The organism is Acinetobacter sp. YH12116 (genome assembly GCF_013418895.1).
GTDB classification, from domain to species: domain Bacteria; phylum Pseudomonadota; class Gammaproteobacteria; order Pseudomonadales; family Moraxellaceae; genus Acinetobacter; species Acinetobacter indicus.
The window spans coordinates 18,931-33,857 of sequence record NZ_VPBE01000010.1; the positions used below are offsets into that span (position 1 = coordinate 18,931).

The window sequence follows — 14,927 nt, forward strand, 5'->3', positions numbered from 1 at the left end:
GTGTCTGATCACATAGACGGGTTCGGGTAATTCACGAAAACATCAGCCTTCAATATTTAAATACAGACTTTCTTTAACTTCTTCCATTACCACATAACTGTGTGAAGAGGCTGAGGCCGGCAATTTTTTCAGTAAATCGCCAAGTAAACGCCGGTAGGCGCTCATTTCTTTGAGCCGTGCTTTAACCAGATAATCAAACTCGCCGGAAATCAGATGACACTCGAGCACTTCCGGAATATCCACCAGATCTCGCGCCACCTGATCAAACACATCGCCCGATTTGGCCGACAGTTTAATCTCCAGAAATACCAGCAGTTTCTTGTCCACCAGTTCAGGATTCAGGCGGGCATAATAGCCCATAATAATGCCATCGCGTTCCAGCCGTTTAACCCGTTCCGAGCAGGGCGTGGTGGATAAATTGACCTTGGCCGCCAGCTCACTAATCGCAATCCGGCCATTGTTTTGCAGGATGTCCAAAATCATGCGATCAATCCGGTCTAATTTACGCATCTAAAAATTCCTTTATTCCAAAAAATATCCTGAAAAAATGGGCGGATTATCTGAAAATACCCACTAAAAATAGCAAAATTCACTATTGATCCGAAAATATACTAGTTAAATAAACTGGAATGTATTTGAGGTCAAGTCTATGCGTGTAATTGTGTTGGGAAGCGGTGTCATTGGGGTGACCAGCGCATATTATCTGGCGCAGCAGGGTGCAAGTGTGACGGTGCTGGATCGTCAAACCGGGCCGGCGGAAGAAACCAGCTTCGGGAATGCCGGACAGGTTTCACCGGGCTATTCAACGCCGTGGGCAGCGCCGGGGATTCCATTTAAAGCCGTGAAGTGGATGTTCCAGCATCATGCACCTTTGGCCGTGAATTTGGATGGCAGTATGTGGCAGTTACAGTGGATGGCGCAAATGCTGAAAAACTGTAATGCGCAGCACTATGCTATTAATAAAGAGCGGATGGTGCGGGTAGCCGAATATAGCCGCGATTGCCTGAGACAGTTACGCCAAGACACCGGAATCAGCTATGAAAACCGCTCTAAAGGCACGCTGCAGCTGTTCCGTAAAGATGCCCAGCTCGATGCCGTACAGCGTGACATTGAAGTATTAAAAGAAAGCGGTGTGGAATATGAGCTGTTAGACCGTGATGGTCTGGCCCGGGTTGAACCGGCTTTGGCTGCGGCCAAAGATAAACTGGTTGGTGGCTTGCACTTGCCTAATGATGAAACCGGTGATTGCTATCTGTTTACCAATGCGCTGGCCAAACTGGCACAGGAGATGGGTGTCGATTTCCAGTTTAACCAGAATGTAGAAAAACTGCTGGTTGAAGGCGACGAGATTAAAGGCGTGCTGGTCAATGGCAAAGTGCTGACCGCAGACCGTTATGTGCTGGCCTTTGGCAGTTATTCACGTGAATTCCTGAAACCGCTGCATCTGGACCTGCCGGTCTATCCGGTGAAAGGTTATTCGCTGACTGTGCCAATTGTCGATCCGGCCATGGCGCCACAATCAACAGTTCTGGATGAAACTTACAAGATTGCCATTACCCGTTTTGACCAGCGGATTCGTGTCGGTGGTATGGCTGAATTAAGCGGCTTTAACCTCGGTCTGAATCAGGATCGTCGTGCCACTTTAGAAATGGTCACCAAAGATTTATTCCCGGGTGGTGATTTACCGCAGGCCAGCTTCTGGACCGGTTTACGTCCAATGACGCCAGACAGCACCCCAATTATTGGCGGCACCCGCTATAAAAATCTGTTCCTGAATACCGGTCATGGGACTTTAGGCTGGACCATGGCCTGTGGTTCGGGCAAGTTAATCAGTGATCTGGTGATGCAGCAGCAACCGGAAATTAGCACTGAAGGCTTGTCGTTACAACGTTACGCTGCTTAAGGTATTGATTCAAGGAAGAACGATGTCTAGACCAATTCAGGCAGTGGTGCATCTCGATGCACTGCGCCATAACCTGCAGATTGCTCGGCAGTATGCCGGGGATAGCCAAGTTTATGCCGTGGTCAAGGCCAATGCCTATGGTCATGGCATCGAGCGGGTCTATCCGGCTTTTCAGTCCGCCGATGGCTTTGCCTTGCTGGATCTGGCCGAGGCGCTGAGATTACGCCAGCTGGGCTGGCAGGGCGATATTCTGTTGCTGGAAGGTATTTTCTGTCTGGAAGATTTATTTGTCTGTCAGCAACATTGCTTGAGCTTTAGCATTCACAGCGCCCATCAAATTGACTGGTTACAGCAGTTCCAGCGCCAGCATCCGGAAGCACGTTTTCATGTCTATCTGAAAATGAACAGTGGCATGAACCGTCTGGGTTTTGCACCCGCCACTTACCGGGACGCCTTCGCCCAGTTACAGGCATTGGAAATTATCGCCTCTATTACCCACATGATGCATTTCTCCGATGCCGACGGCGAACGTTTTGGCGCGCCGGGCATTGACTATCAGCAGCAGTGTTTTGAACAGACCATTGCCGGCCTGCCTGGCAAGCGTTCGCTCTGTAATAGCGCGGCGCTGCTACGTCATGCGCCGGCCCTGCACAGTGATGTGATGCGTAGCGGCATCATGCTGTACGGCAGTTCCCCCGATTTTCCACAGCATACGATTCAGGACTGGAACCTGAAACCGAGCATGAGCCTGCGCAGTGAAATTATTGCTGTCCAGCAGCTGAAGGCTGGAGAAAGTATTGGCTATGGCTCCAGCTTTGTTGCTGAACAAGCCATGCGGATTGGCGTAGTGGCCTGTGGCTATGCCGATGGTTATCAGCGAATTTCTCCAAGCGGTACACCGGTACTGGTCAATTCGCAGCGCAGCCAGACGCTGGGTCGGGTCAGTATGGATATGCTGGCGGTCGATCTCAGTCATCTTCCTGACGCCGATATTGGCGCTGAAGTGGTGCTATGGGGCTATTCCAGCAGTGGTGCCATCTTGCCGGTCGATGAGGTCAGTCAGGCAGCCGGTACCGTTGGCTATGAGCTGATGTGCGCCATCACCGCCCGGGTGCCGTTTGTGGTGCAGGCATAAAATTTTATTCAACAGGATCACAACATGAGTTCTCAAGATATTCAACGTATTCACAGCACTGAAGTGATGAGTGCGGCAACGGTATTTAATCAGGTGGTCTATCTGTCGGGTCAGATTCCGAAAACCACTGCCGGGCAGGACATCACTGCGCAAACGCAAGAAGTGCTGCAGACCATTGATACGCTGCTGGCCGAAACCAATAGCGATAAAAGCCGGATTTTATCTGCGCAACTCTTTTTAAAGAATCTGTCCGATTTCCAGACCGTGAATGCGCTCTGGATTGAATGGTTGCAGGGCCATGCCACACCGGCACGCGCCACCATTCAGGCGGAACTGGTCAACCCGGACTGGCTGATTGAAATTGCAGTGACCGCTGCACAGAAATAAGCCGTCTGGTTTGGTTTTCTCTCCCAGCCACTGACGCTGCGTACAGCCCAAGATAGGATTTGTTGGGATGTACAGGACCATCATTGCAGGATGACGTATGCACAGCCTGCGCTGATGGCAGGGTCAGGGCACAATAAGGATATTGAACATGACTTCCTCTCGTCACGATGACGTTCATTCGTCGCCACATGAATTACAACGCAAACTCTCCAACCGGCATCTGCAGTTAATTGCCATTGGCGGCGCTATTGGCACCGGACTGTTTATGGGCTCCGGCAAAACCATTGCCTTGGCTGGCCCGTCCATCCTGTTTATTTATATGATTATTGGCCTGATGTTTTTCTTCCTGATGCGCGCATTGGGTGAAATCCTGCTGTCCAATCTGCACTATAAATCCTTTATTGATATGGCGCATGAGCTGATCGGGCCGGGTGCGGGCTACTATATTGGCTGGTCCTACTGGCTGGGCTGGATTCTGGTTGGAATTGCCGATCTGGCAGCCATCATCAATTATCTCGGTTTCTGGCTGCCACCAGATACCACGTTTACTCCCATGGGGCAGGCGCTGATCAGTGTTGGTTGTGTGCTGTTTGTACTGGGACTGAATTTACTGACGGTCAAGCTGTTTGGTGAAATCGAGTTCTGGTTTGCCCTGATCAAGATTCTGGCCATCTTAGGCCTGATTGGTATTGGTGGCTATATGGTCTTTAACCAGTTTGCCGCGCCAGATGGCACCACTGCCAGTTTTCAGCATGTCTGGTCACATGGTGGTATGTTTCCACAAGGCGGTAACGGTTTTCTGGCCGGTTTCCAGATTGCGCTGTTTGCCTTTGTCGGGGTGGAGCTGCTGGGCACCATGGCGGCTGAAACCAAAGATCCGGAAAAGAATTTACCCAAAGCAGTCAATGCAATTCCGACCCGGATTATCCTGTTTTATGTGCTGTCTTTATTTGTGGTGATGTCGGTGACGCCGTGGAACCAGATTCCGGCAGACCGTAGTCCGTTTGTGTCGTTGTTTTTACATGCCGGTATTCCCACCTCTGCGATTATTATGAATCTGGTGGTGTTATCTTCGGTGATGTCTTCCATGAACAGCGGTGTGTTTTCGACCAGCCGCATGCTGTTTGGCCTAGCGCGTGGCCGGCAGGCGCCACAGGCGTTGGCGACCTTGTCAAAACGGGCAGTACCGGCCAAAGGTCTGCTGTTCTCCTGTCTGTTTATTATGGCCGGTGCAGCCTTGCAGTATTTTGTGCCGAATACCGTTGAAGCCTTTACCTTGGCCAGCTCGCTGTGCGTGATTCTGTTTATTAGCATCTGGGGCATTATTATGGTGTGTTACCTGCGCTATCGTAAACTGCAGCCGCAGTTACACGCTGCTTCACGCTTTAAAATGCCGGGCGGGGTGCTGATGAGCTATGTGGTGTTGGCCTTCCTGCTGTTTGCACTGGTGATTCTCAGTCTGGAGCCGGATACGCTGAAAGCACTGCTGGTCAGTCCGTTGTGGCTGGTGATTTTAACCGTGACTTACTATGGTCTATATAAACCGCGGCTGCGTAAATACCAGCAATATGCCCAGACCGAGCAATATGCCAAGTCAGAAACCCTTCGCTAGCCCACAAAAAAGCCTCGTATCAAACGAGGCTTTTTTTATCTGTTCTTCGATGGAGCTAGAACACAGGTTTCACCACCACCAGAATCACAATTGCAAATAACAGCACTGTCGGCATTTCATTGAAAAAGCGCCAGAACTTGTGTGACTTGTAATGGGCATTGCCAATCAGTTTCAGACGGTAATAACCGCAAACCAGATGGTAAATCACCAATAATCCGACCAGTGCCACTTTCAGGTAAAACCACAAGGCATCGTGGTAGTTCCGGGTGGCATCACCCCAATCTACCAGAAAGTGGGCGGTAATTAGGGTGGCAATCATGGAAGGCCACATAATTCCGCGGTACAACTTGCGTTCCATGACTTCAAAACGCTGATGACTGACCGCATCTTCACTCATGGCATGGTAAACATATAACCGTGGCAGATAGAACAGTGCAGCGAACCAGCACACCACGGCAATAATATGTAATGCTTTTACCCATAAAAAAGCATCAGAAGGTGCATCCATCGAAAATCCTATTTAGGGATTATGCATCCCATTTCTTGAAAATCAGACAAGCGTTTACGCCGCCAAAACCAAAACTGTTACTCATCACAGTATTCAATTTTGCGTCACGTTTTTCAAGTACGATATCAAAGCCTTTCGCGCCTTCATCCAGCTCGGTCACGTTGATGTTTGGCGCAATAAAGTCGTTTTGCATCATCAGGACAGAGTAGATCGCTTCCTGTACACCGGCAGCACCCAGGCTGTGACCGGTCATAGATTTGGTCGAGCTCAGGGCTGGTACCTGGCCTTCACCAAAGGCACGTTCCATGGCTTTCAGTTCAGTCACGTCACCTGCAGGGGTAGATGTACCGTGTGTGTTCACATAGTCAATCGATTCAACACCATGCTGTTTGGCTTCATCCAGCGCCATCAGGATACAGCGTGTTGCACCTTCACCGCTTGGCGCAACCATGTCAGCACCATCCGAGTTGGCTGCATACGCGACCACTTCTGCCAGAATGTTGGCACCACGTGCTTGTGCATGTTCCAGCGATTCCAGTACCAGGAAGCCACCGCCGCCGGCAATCACGAAACCATCACGGTCTGCTGAATATGGACGAGAAGCAGTTTCTGGGGTGTCATTGTATTTGGCACACAGCGCACCCATCGCATCAAACAGCAGGCTTTGTGACCAGTGATCTTCTTCACCACCGCCAGCCAGCATAAGATCCTGTTTACCCAGTTGAATCAGGTTGTAGGCATAACCAATCGCATCGGCAGAAGTTGCACATGCGCTGGTAATCGAGTGCGCAACGCCTTGCAGTTTAAAGGCAACGCCCAGGTTGGCCGTAATGGTGTTTGACATGTTACGTGGTACAAAGAATGGGCCAATTTTACGCGCGCCTTTTTCTTCCAGTAATTCCACCATTTCAACCACAGATGCAGTCGAGTTGCCGCCTGAACCACCGGCAATACCGTAACGCGGGTTACCAGCTAAATCTTCAACTTTCAGGCCGGCATGTTCAATGGCTGCTGCCGCTGCGTTATAGGCATACATTGCACACACGCCCATGAAGCGTTTTAAACGACGGTCGATATTGTCAAAATTCTGTTCTGCAGCTGCACTGACATGGCTCTTAAAATTCAGTTCAGCATAAGTCTGGTTAAAACGTGTGCCTGAAATACCATTTTGCAAAGAGTGGGTTACATCTTCTAATGTATTACCAATGCACGAATTAATGCCCATGCCAGTGATTACAACACGTTTCATCTACAGTTCCCTTATGGTGATATTATCGGGTCCAACCCTGGAGACTGTCGGCGCAAATGCCGGTGTCCAGTGCATTTCCCAAGTTTTTCAATTGGATTCATAATAACAGAAAGAATTTTGAATTCTTATGGCAAATCCTATGCCTCTTTGGGAATGACCAGATTTGGGGAGCAGACTACGTGAACATAACCAAAAGAAACACAATAAGGTTGAGATAAACGCAGACTATACCTAGTATTTAGCAATAAATCTTAAGAAAGAAAATGAGGAGCAAGAATGACAGATTCTAATAATAAGCAATCAGGCGGATTCCTCTCGAGTGCGTTTGGAGTGGCTAAAAAGCTCAGTCATACCGGCATTGACCTGGTTCAGCATGTGGCGCCCGGTTCGACCAGTAAAGAAGAGGCGGGTAGCAGTCAGGGGCGGGTGGTGGAAGGCAGTGCCAGCCCGGTATTCGGCCGCCATTCATCGCGTTATGACAATCCGCAGCAGGTACTGAAGGCACATTTGCCGCAGGTCTCACGTCAATTGCTAGGTCGTCATTATAATAAGGTCAATAATCTTGCCCATTTTGTGGCGCCTCAGTTTTCCGATAAGGTGTCGGATTACTTCTTTCACCAGCTAAATACCTTTACCTCCAATATCAGTTCGGTCGATGCAGTTTTAGATGAAGCCGGAGTACGTGACTTAGAGGAACTGACCCAGGATGTGAACCGTTCCAAACGCATCAGCCAGGCGCTGGCAGAGCAGAATAAATGGCTGGCCTCGATTCAGGGCGCGATCACCGGGGCTACCGGCGTGATTGGAACCGCGGTAGATGTGCCGGTTTCGATGATCATGTCGTTACGTACCATCTATCAGGTTGGGCGTTCGTATGGCTTTGAGCTGAATAAAGAAGAAGGCCAGGCCATTGTGCAATATATTTTCAAACAGGTTGATCTGGGCCTGATTGCCGAAAAGCAGGCGGTCTTGCTGGGTATTAAAAGCGTGCTGAACATGCTGCAAACCCATGATGTGCATCAGTTACAGCAGCTGGTCGGTTCCAGTAATGATATGGAAGCGCTACGTAAATATCTGGTCAATGAGCAGGGCGAAATGAAGTGGCAGTGGATGAACTCGATGCCGAAGTTCTCGCTGTTAAGCAAATTAACCCCGGTGGCGACAGCCTCGGTCAGCGCCGCCTATAGCTGGAAGCTGGTCGAACATGTGCACCAGAAAGCGCAGGAAGTGTTCTCGCATGCCCGTGAATATCTCATCCAGCATAAGGGCAGTCAGCTATCCCCGGTCGATGCCTATGAAAAAGCCGCAGCCTTACTGGCACAAGCTGCACCGAAATTACTGGAACAGCCAGCTGCGGCTACACCGGCCGTCGATGAGCTAAAGCTGGATCAGGATATTGAGCTGCAGCAAAACAGCACCATCTCTAAGGTGAAAATCCAGAAAAAATCAGCAGAGGAAAAACCGGAGCCGGAACAGATCGATCAGGATATCCAGCAGGGCCTAGAGCAGCTGGCCGATAAAATGGTTGAACCGAATGCTGCAGTCGAGCCACAAAAACCGGCAATTCCACCGGAATCGATTGAGCCGGAACCTGCAGATGATGACGAGTTTGACGACACGCCACCGGCAGTGGAGGAGCCACCAGAAACGGAGGCTGAACCGCAAAAAGCAGACGCTGAGAAACCGGTAGCGAAGAAGGTTACAAAAAAGCAAAAAGCGCAATAAGGTGCTAATACCTTAAAAAGCAGTAAAATCAGCCTTTAATGCGGGAATGGTCAATATTTGCAGGTCTGTCGAATATTGACCATTTTAGTATCTTGACTTACAATTGCATGCCCTCAAAAAGTAGTATGTTTTTGGGGCTTTTTATTAACGGGAGAATTGCCACATGGCAACAACAAATCAGTTGATCCGTAAGGGTCGTACGACTTTAGTTGAAAAATCTAAAGTTCCTGCGTTGAAGGCTTGTCCACAACGTCGTGGTGTTTGTACACGTGTTTACACAACTACACCTAAAAAACCTAACTCAGCAATGCGTAAAGTTTGCCGTGTTCGCTTAACTTCAGGTTTCGAAGTTTCTAGCTATATCGGTGGTGAAGGCCATAACCTGCAAGAGCACAGTGTTGTTCTGATCCGTGGTGGTCGTGTTAAAGACTTACCAGGTGTACGTTACCATACCGTTCGTGGTTCTTTAGACTGTGCTGGCGTGAAAGATCGTAACCAGTCACGTTCTAAATACGGTACTAAACGTCCTAAGAAATAATCTTTCAAGATTAAGCTCTTAGTTCGCTAGAACTGCAATCCTTTATCGTCTCGCTTGTCTGATTTCTGCATTTATTTTGTGAATATTCAAGCGACGTATAGTAAGGCCAGCGAATGCATACGACACTTTATGCTACTGCTGGATTAACCTGAAGTGTCATATTTATAGGTAGTTTTAAAATGCCAAGACGTCGCGTAGTCGCTGCTCGTGAAATCCTTCCGGATCCTAAGTTCAGCAGCCAAACAATCGCTAAATTCATGAACCACGTAATGCAAGATGGTAAAAAATCTATTGCTGAAAGTATCGTTTACGGTGCTTTAGACCGCGTTCAAGAAAAAAACAAAGTAGACCCAGTTGAATTTTTTGAAGCTACGCTTGAAAAAGTTCGTCCTATGGTTGAAGTAAAAGCACGCCGTGTTGGTGGTGCTACTTATCAAGTTCCTATGGAAGTACGCCCATCCCGTCGTACTGCTCTAGCGATGCGTTGGTTAGTAGATGCTGCTGCTAAGCGTTCTGAAAAAACTATGGCTTTACGTCTTGCTGGTGAGTTGCTTGATGCAGCTGAAGGTAAAGGCGCAGCGGTTAAAAAACGTGAAGATGTGCACCGTATGGCTGAAGCCAACAAAGCCTTCTCTCACTACCGTTTCTAAGCGGATAAAACAGGACCTAATCAGGAGGGTGATGAATTTAGTTGTCACTAGTTTGTCATCAAAGCGCTTTAAGTTGCTATGCAGCTTAAAGCGTCCTGTTTTAAACAACAAAATTTAGGAATGCTAGAAATCATGGCACGTCAAACCCCAATTTCTCGTTACCGTAACATTGGTATCTCTGCGCACATTGACGCAGGTAAAACAACCACTTCTGAACGTATTTTGTTCTACACAGGTGAGAGCCACAAACTAGGTGAAACTCACGAAGGTTCAGCAACAACTGACTGGATGGAACAAGAGCAGGAACGTGGTATTACCATTACTTCAGCAGCTGTAACATGCTTCTGGAAAGGTATGGCTAACCAATTTGACCAACACCGTATTAACGTAATTGACACCCCAGGACACGTTGACTTCACAATTGAAGTTGAGCGTTCTATGCGTGTTCTTGACGGTGCATGTATGGTTTACTGTGCTGTAGGTGGTGTACAACCTCAGTCTGAAACTGTATGGCGTCAAGCAAACAAATATAAAGTACCTCGTTTAGCGTTCGTTAACAAAATGGACCGTACTGGTGCAAACTTCTTCCGCGTAGTTGAACAAATGAAGACACGTTTGGGTGCTAACCCAGTGCCTATCGTTGTTCCAGTGGGCGCAGAAGACACATTCACAGGTGTTGTTGACTTAATCGAAATGAAGTCAATCATCTGGGACGAAGCTTCTCAAGGTATGAAGTTTGAATACGGCGACATTCCTGCTGATCTGCAAGATACAGCTGAAGAATGGCGTACAAACATGGTTGAAGCTGCTGCTGAAGCATCAGAAGAACTCATGGACAAATACCTGGAAGAAGGCGACCTTTCTAAAGAAGAAATCGTAGCTGGTTTACGTCAACGTACATTAGCGGGTGAAATTCAACCTGCAATGTGTGGTTCTGCATTCAAAAACAAAGGTGTTCAACGTATGTTGGACGCAGTGATTGAATTCCTTCCAGCGCCTACAGACGTAGAAGCGATCAAAGGTATCCTAGACGACAAAGACGAAACCGAAGGTTCTCGTGAAGCGTCTGACGATGCTCCGTTCTCTGCGCTTGCGTTCAAAATCATGAACGACAAATTCGTAGGTAACTTAACGTTCGTACGTGTTTACTCAGGTGTTCTGAAAGCAGGTAGTCCTGTTTACAACCCAGTGAAAATGAAACGTGAACGTATTGGCCGTATCGTACAGATGCACGCAAACGACCGTCACGACATCGAAGAAATTCGTGCGGGTGACATCGCGGCGTGTGTAGGTCTTAAAGACACGACTACGGGTGATACACTGTGTGACGAAAACAACGTAATCACACTTGAGCGTATGGAATTCCCAGAGCCAGTAATTCAATTGGCTGTTGAACCTAAGACCAAAGCTGACCAAGAAAAAATGTCAGTTGCGCTTGGCCGTTTAGCGAAAGAAGATCCATCGTTCCGCGTATTCACAGACGAAGAATCTGGTCAGACTATCATCGCTGGTATGGGTGAGCTTCACCTTGACATCATCGTTGACCGTATGAAGCGTGAATTCAACGTTGAAGCGAACATTGGTAAACCAATGGTTGCTTACCGTGAAACGATCAAGAAATCAATCGAACAAGAAGGTAAATTCGTTCGTCAAACTGGTGGTAAAGGTAAATTCGGTCACGTATACGTACGTTTAGAACCGCTTGATCCTGAAACTGGTAAAGACTACGAGTTCGCTGAAGAAGTTGTTGGTGGTGTAGTACCTAAAGAATTCTTCGGTGCGGTTGACAAAGGTATCCAAGAACGTATGAAGAATGGTGTCCTTGCTGGTTACCCAGTTGTTGGCATCAAAGCAACATTGTTCGACGGTTCTTACCACGATGTCGACTCTGACGAATTGTCGTTCAAAATGGCGGGTTCTTACGCATTCCGTGACGGTTTCATGAAAGCAGATCCTGTTCTTCTTGAACCTATCATGAAAGTTGAAGTAGAAACTCCAGAAGACTACATGGGCGATATCATGGGTGACTTAAACCGTCGTCGTGGTATGGTTCAAGGTATGGACGATTTACCTGGCGGTACTAAAGCAATCCGTGCTGAAGTTCCACTGGCTGAGATGTTCGGTTACGCGACTCAAATGCGTTCTATGTCTCAAGGTCGTGCGACTTACTCTATGGAATTTGCTAAATACGCTGAAACTCCACGTAACGTGGCGGAAGGCATCATCGCTAAATTCCAAGCTGGCGGTAAAAAAGGTGACGACGAGTAATCTTTCGATTACTATATTGCCTAACTAATTTTATAGTTAAAATCTAATGCTCATGCAGTGATCCTGCATGAGTAATCTACAAAGGAAGATGAACATGGCTAAGGCTAAGTTTGAACGTAATAAGCCACACGTTAACGTGGGCACAATCGGTCACGTTGACCATGGTAAAACAACTTTAACAGCTGCAATTGCAACTGTATGCGCGAAGAAATTCGGTGGTGAAGCGAAAGATTACGCTGCAATCGACTCTGCTCCAGAAGAAAAAGCACGTGGTATTACAATTAACACTTCTCACGTAGAATACGATTCTCCAACTCGTCACTACGCTCACGTTGACTGCCCAGGCCACGCCGACTATGTTAAAAACATGATCACTGGTGCTGCTCAGATGGACGGTGCGATCCTTGTTTGTTCAGCGACTGATGGTCCAATGCCACAAACTCGTGAACACATCCTTCTTTCTCGTCAGGTAGGTGTACCTTACATCATCGTATTCTTAAACAAATGCGATATCGTAGACGACGAAGAGTTAATCGAATTAGTTGAAATGGAAGTTCGTGAACTTCTTTCTACTTACGACTTCCCAGGCGACGACACTCCAGTAATCCGTGGTTCTGCTCTTGCAGCACTTAACGGTGAATCAGGTCAATATGGCGAAGACGCTGTTGTTGCTCTTGTTGAAGCGCTTGACTCTTACATTCCAGAGCCAGTACGTGCAATCGACCAAGCATTCTTAATGCCAATCGAAGACGTGTTCTCTATTTCTGGTCGTGGTACAGTTGTAACTGGCCGTGTAGAAACTGGTATCGTTAAAGTAGGTGAAGAAGTTGAAATCGTGGGTATCAAAGATACAGCGAAAACAACTGTTACTGGCGTTGAAATGTTCCGTAAGCTTCTTGACGAAGGTCGTGCTGGCGAGAACTGTGGTGTTCTTCTACGTGGTACTAAGCGTGAAGAAGTTCAACGTGGTCAAGTACTTGCTAAACCAGGTTCAATCAAGCCGCACACTAAATTCGACGCAGAAGTATACGTACTTTCTAAAGACGAAGGTGGCCGTCACACTCCATTCTTAAATGGTTACCGTCCACAGTTCTACTTCCGTACTACGGACGTAACTGGTGCGATCCAGCTGAAAGAAGGCGTTGAAATGGTTATGCCAGGTGACAACGTTGAAATGTCAGTAGAATTAATCCACCCAATCGCAATGGACGCTGGCTTACGCTTCGCGATCCGTGAAGGTGGTCGTACTGTAGGTGCTGGTGTAGTTTCTAAAGTAACTGCATAATCACTTCTATAGTGTGAAAAAGCGTCCCTTTGGGACGCTTTTTTTATCTCTGCAGATTAAATTGTCAGACAATTTAACTGCAAGCTGTCCTAAACTGATATTCGCCTGACCTTAACTGCACTTATCCTCATATCAGAACCACGTAAGATAAAGCTGAAGAAAATAAATAAAAGTTTCAGGTGAGACGCTTCACTTGAAAGGAGTTGAGGTCATGAATGCTAAAGTAAATATTACCAACCGCGCAGGTGCCAGTTTCCCGGTACGTCGTATGGCGTTTGAGTTTGATCAGGTTCCAGAATATTGGGTGCAAGGTTCGGCTGGCCTGACACATTTTATGACTGCTTTATCCGCCTTGTTTCCAGCCGGTGAAAAATTCTTTATTGATAGTGTACGTGCGGTGCGTTATCACCCGGCGATTAAAGATAATCAGGAACTGCAAAAAGAAATTTCAGCCTTTATTGGCCAGGAAGCCATGCATACCCAGGAGCATGTTGGCTTTAATGCCTCGGCACAAAAATATGGCCATGATGTAGAACGTTTAGACCGTTATACCGATAAAGTGATTCAAGGCGCGCGTAAGGTATTTGCCGGTGTTGGTAAGCCCTTTGGCATCACTCAGGAAATGGTTGATTTGACCGCAACCACCGCACTGGAACATTTTACCGCGACTATTGCCACCCAGTTGCTACGTAATTCGCATATTCAGGAACTGATGAGCGATGACACCATGAAAACCATGTGGCTGTGGCACGCGATTGAAGAAAACGAGCATAAAGCGGTGGCTTATGATGTGTTTGAGGGGGTATTCGGTCAAGGCACCAAAGCCTATTTACTGCGCACCAGCTCACTGGTTGCCGCCATGCTGACCTTATTTGTGGTGCAAAACTATTTCCTGTTCCGTCTGTTAAAAGAAGACAAACAGCTAAATCTGGAAGCGTTGAAGGCCATTTATACCTATGCCTATAGCCCGTCTAAGGGCATTATTACCGGTATGGGCCGTGAGATGCTGGCATATTTCCGCCCGGGCTTTCACCCGAACGATTTAGATACCGTCAGTCTGCTGGACACATGGAAAGCCAAATTGGGCTTCTAACGGTGTTGACTCTTGGGGCAATGAAAATTGCCCTTTTTTTTGCTCGATTTTTTATCCAGAGCTCTTATAATGCGAACTTTGTTTTGACCGATGATGAACGAAGATGATTCGTTTAATGCAACACGCTGATATTCATAGTGTATTTAAAATTGAGCAACAGGTACAAAGCCATCCCTGGAGCTTGAAACAGTTTGCTGAAGCGGTAGACAGCTATCAATGTACTGTAATCGAGCAGCAAGGACAGCTGGTCGGGTTCTGTATTTTGCAACCGGTGCTGGATGAAGCTAACCTGTTGCTGATGGCGGTTGCGCCTGAACAGCAGGGGAAGGGGTTGGGTTATCAGCTGCTGGAGCATTCGATTGAGCAGTTGCCGAATCAGCCAGTACAGATTTTTCTGGAAGTGCGTGAAAGTAATACTGCGGCCATCCGGCTGTATGAAAAAGCTGACTTTCATCAAATTGATGTACGCAAAAATTATTATCCAAATCCGGATGGCACACGTGAACATGCGGTTATCATGGTTAAAGCCTGTAGTGATGATTTTGCCGCGCTCTTTTCATCACCTTAATTTTTA

14 protein-coding genes are annotated in these 14,927 nt (G+C 47.5%); 11 read left to right on the plus strand and 3 right to left on the minus strand.

Going from position 1 to position 14,927, the window contains the following annotated elements; genetic code table 11:
* Positions 1 to 42: 42 nt before the first annotated feature.
* Complete coding sequence (locus FTU54_RS07935) at positions 43 to 510, minus strand: Lrp/AsnC ligand binding domain-containing protein (RefSeq protein WP_005179867.1); 468 nt, start codon at positions 508 to 510, stop codon at positions 43 to 45.
* 139 nt (positions 511 to 649) lie between these two features.
* Here FTU54_RS07935 and FTU54_RS07940 point away from each other — a divergent pair, with 139 nt between their 5' ends.
* The 4 genes from FTU54_RS07940 (at position 650) to FTU54_RS07955 (ending at position 5,037) form a co-directional block, all read left to right on the plus strand.
* Entirely contained in the window at positions 650 to 1,903 is a 1,254-nt protein-coding gene (locus tag FTU54_RS07940) for a D-amino acid dehydrogenase (RefSeq protein WP_075167990.1), read from the plus strand.
* Between the two features lie 22 nt (positions 1,904 to 1,925).
* On the plus strand, positions 1,926 to 3,038 hold the full coding sequence (gene alr, locus FTU54_RS07945; protein WP_180074615.1) for an alanine racemase: 1,113 nt from the start codon (positions 1,926 to 1,928) through the stop codon (positions 3,036 to 3,038).
* Between the two features lie 24 nt (positions 3,039 to 3,062).
* Positions 3,063 to 3,425 carry a RidA family protein gene (locus FTU54_RS07950; protein WP_005179861.1) on the plus strand — a complete coding sequence of 121 codons (363 nt, stop codon included), beginning with the start codon at positions 3,063 to 3,065 and terminating at the stop codon, positions 3,423 to 3,425.
* A gap of 148 nt (positions 3,426 to 3,573) precedes the next feature.
* Positions 3,574 to 5,037 carry an amino acid permease gene (locus tag FTU54_RS07955; protein WP_016659472.1) on the plus strand — a complete coding sequence of 488 codons (1,464 nt, stop codon included), beginning with the start codon at positions 3,574 to 3,576 and terminating at the stop codon, positions 5,035 to 5,037.
* 55 nt (positions 5,038 to 5,092) lie between these two features.
* Here FTU54_RS07955 and FTU54_RS07960 read toward each other — a convergent pair whose 3' ends face one another.
* A complete protein-coding gene (locus FTU54_RS07960; protein ID WP_005179856.1) occupies positions 5,093 to 5,545 on the minus strand; it encodes a CopD family protein in 453 nt (150 codons plus the stop codon).
* A gap of 19 nt (positions 5,546 to 5,564) precedes the next feature.
* Positions 5,565 to 6,794, minus strand: coding sequence for a beta-ketoacyl synthase N-terminal-like domain-containing protein (locus FTU54_RS07965; protein ID WP_005179853.1), 1,230 nt, complete (start codon positions 6,792 to 6,794; stop codon positions 5,565 to 5,567).
* A 276-nt stretch (positions 6,795 to 7,070) separates the two neighbouring features.
* Here FTU54_RS07965 and FTU54_RS07970 point away from each other — a divergent pair, with 276 nt between their 5' ends.
* From FTU54_RS07970 to rimI, 7 genes are all read left to right on the plus strand, one after another.
* Positions 7,071 to 8,519 (plus strand): EcsC family protein, encoded by a 1,449-nt coding sequence (locus tag FTU54_RS07970; RefSeq protein ID WP_180074616.1) that lies wholly within the window; start codon positions 7,071 to 7,073, stop codon positions 8,517 to 8,519.
* Positions 8,520 to 8,682: 163 nt separating this feature from the next.
* Positions 8,683 to 9,057, plus strand: coding sequence for a 30S ribosomal protein S12 (rpsL, locus tag FTU54_RS07975; RefSeq protein WP_002050319.1), 375 nt, complete (start codon positions 8,683 to 8,685; stop codon positions 9,055 to 9,057).
* A 179-nt stretch (positions 9,058 to 9,236) separates the two neighbouring features.
* The gene (rpsG, locus tag FTU54_RS07980) at positions 9,237 to 9,707 is read left to right on the plus strand and encodes a 30S ribosomal protein S7 (RefSeq protein WP_005179845.1); all 471 of its coding nucleotides are present in this window, start codon (positions 9,237 to 9,239) and stop codon (positions 9,705 to 9,707) included.
* 132 nt (positions 9,708 to 9,839) lie between these two features.
* Complete coding sequence (gene fusA / locus FTU54_RS07985; protein WP_104470922.1) at positions 9,840 to 11,975, plus strand: elongation factor G; 2,136 nt, start codon at positions 9,840 to 9,842, stop codon at positions 11,973 to 11,975.
* Between the two features lie 94 nt (positions 11,976 to 12,069).
* Positions 12,070 to 13,260 carry an elongation factor Tu gene (gene tuf, locus FTU54_RS07990; protein WP_160232602.1) on the plus strand — a complete coding sequence of 397 codons (1,191 nt, stop codon included), beginning with the start codon at positions 12,070 to 12,072 and terminating at the stop codon, positions 13,258 to 13,260.
* A 211-nt stretch (positions 13,261 to 13,471) separates the two neighbouring features.
* Positions 13,472 to 14,353 (plus strand): metal-dependent hydrolase, encoded by an 882-nt coding sequence (locus FTU54_RS07995; RefSeq protein ID WP_180074617.1) that lies wholly within the window; start codon positions 13,472 to 13,474, stop codon positions 14,351 to 14,353.
* 103 nt (positions 14,354 to 14,456) lie between these two features.
* Positions 14,457 to 14,921 carry a ribosomal protein S18-alanine N-acetyltransferase gene (rimI, locus tag FTU54_RS08000; protein WP_075168081.1) on the plus strand — a complete coding sequence of 155 codons (465 nt, stop codon included), beginning with the start codon at positions 14,457 to 14,459 and terminating at the stop codon, positions 14,919 to 14,921.
* Positions 14,922 to 14,927: the final 6 nt, after the last annotated feature.

Excerpts from the sequence above, each read along its gene's own strand:
- FTU54_RS07935 (WP_005179867.1), bottom strand. The coding sequence starts at position 510 with ATGCGTAAATTAGACCGGATTGATCGCATGATTTTGGACATCCTGCAA.
- FTU54_RS07940 (WP_075167990.1), top strand. The coding sequence starts at position 650 with ATGCGTGTAATTGTGTTGGGAAGCGGTGTCATTGGGGTGACCAGCGCA.
- alr (WP_180074615.1), top strand. The coding sequence starts at position 1,926 with ATGTCTAGACCAATTCAGGCAGTGGTGCATCTCGATGCACTGCGCCAT.
- FTU54_RS07950 (WP_005179861.1), top strand. The coding sequence starts at position 3,063 with ATGAGTTCTCAAGATATTCAACGTATTCACAGCACTGAAGTGATGAGT.
- FTU54_RS07955 (WP_016659472.1), top strand. The coding sequence starts at position 3,574 with ATGACTTCCTCTCGTCACGATGACGTTCATTCGTCGCCACATGAATTA.
- FTU54_RS07960 (WP_005179856.1), bottom strand. The coding sequence starts at position 5,545 with ATGGATGCACCTTCTGATGCTTTTTTATGGGTAAAAGCATTACATATT.
- FTU54_RS07965 (WP_005179853.1), bottom strand. The coding sequence starts at position 6,794 with ATGAAACGTGTTGTAATCACTGGCATGGGCATTAATTCGTGCATTGGT.
- FTU54_RS07970 (WP_180074616.1), top strand. The coding sequence starts at position 7,071 with ATGACAGATTCTAATAATAAGCAATCAGGCGGATTCCTCTCGAGTGCG.
- rpsL (WP_002050319.1), top strand. The coding sequence starts at position 8,683 with ATGGCAACAACAAATCAGTTGATCCGTAAGGGTCGTACGACTTTAGTT.
- rpsG (WP_005179845.1), top strand. The coding sequence starts at position 9,237 with ATGCCAAGACGTCGCGTAGTCGCTGCTCGTGAAATCCTTCCGGATCCT.
- fusA (WP_104470922.1), top strand. The coding sequence starts at position 9,840 with ATGGCACGTCAAACCCCAATTTCTCGTTACCGTAACATTGGTATCTCT.
- tuf (WP_160232602.1), top strand. The coding sequence starts at position 12,070 with ATGGCTAAGGCTAAGTTTGAACGTAATAAGCCACACGTTAACGTGGGC.
- FTU54_RS07995 (WP_180074617.1), top strand. The coding sequence starts at position 13,472 with ATGAATGCTAAAGTAAATATTACCAACCGCGCAGGTGCCAGTTTCCCG.
- rimI (WP_075168081.1), top strand. The coding sequence starts at position 14,457 with ATGATTCGTTTAATGCAACACGCTGATATTCATAGTGTATTTAAAATT.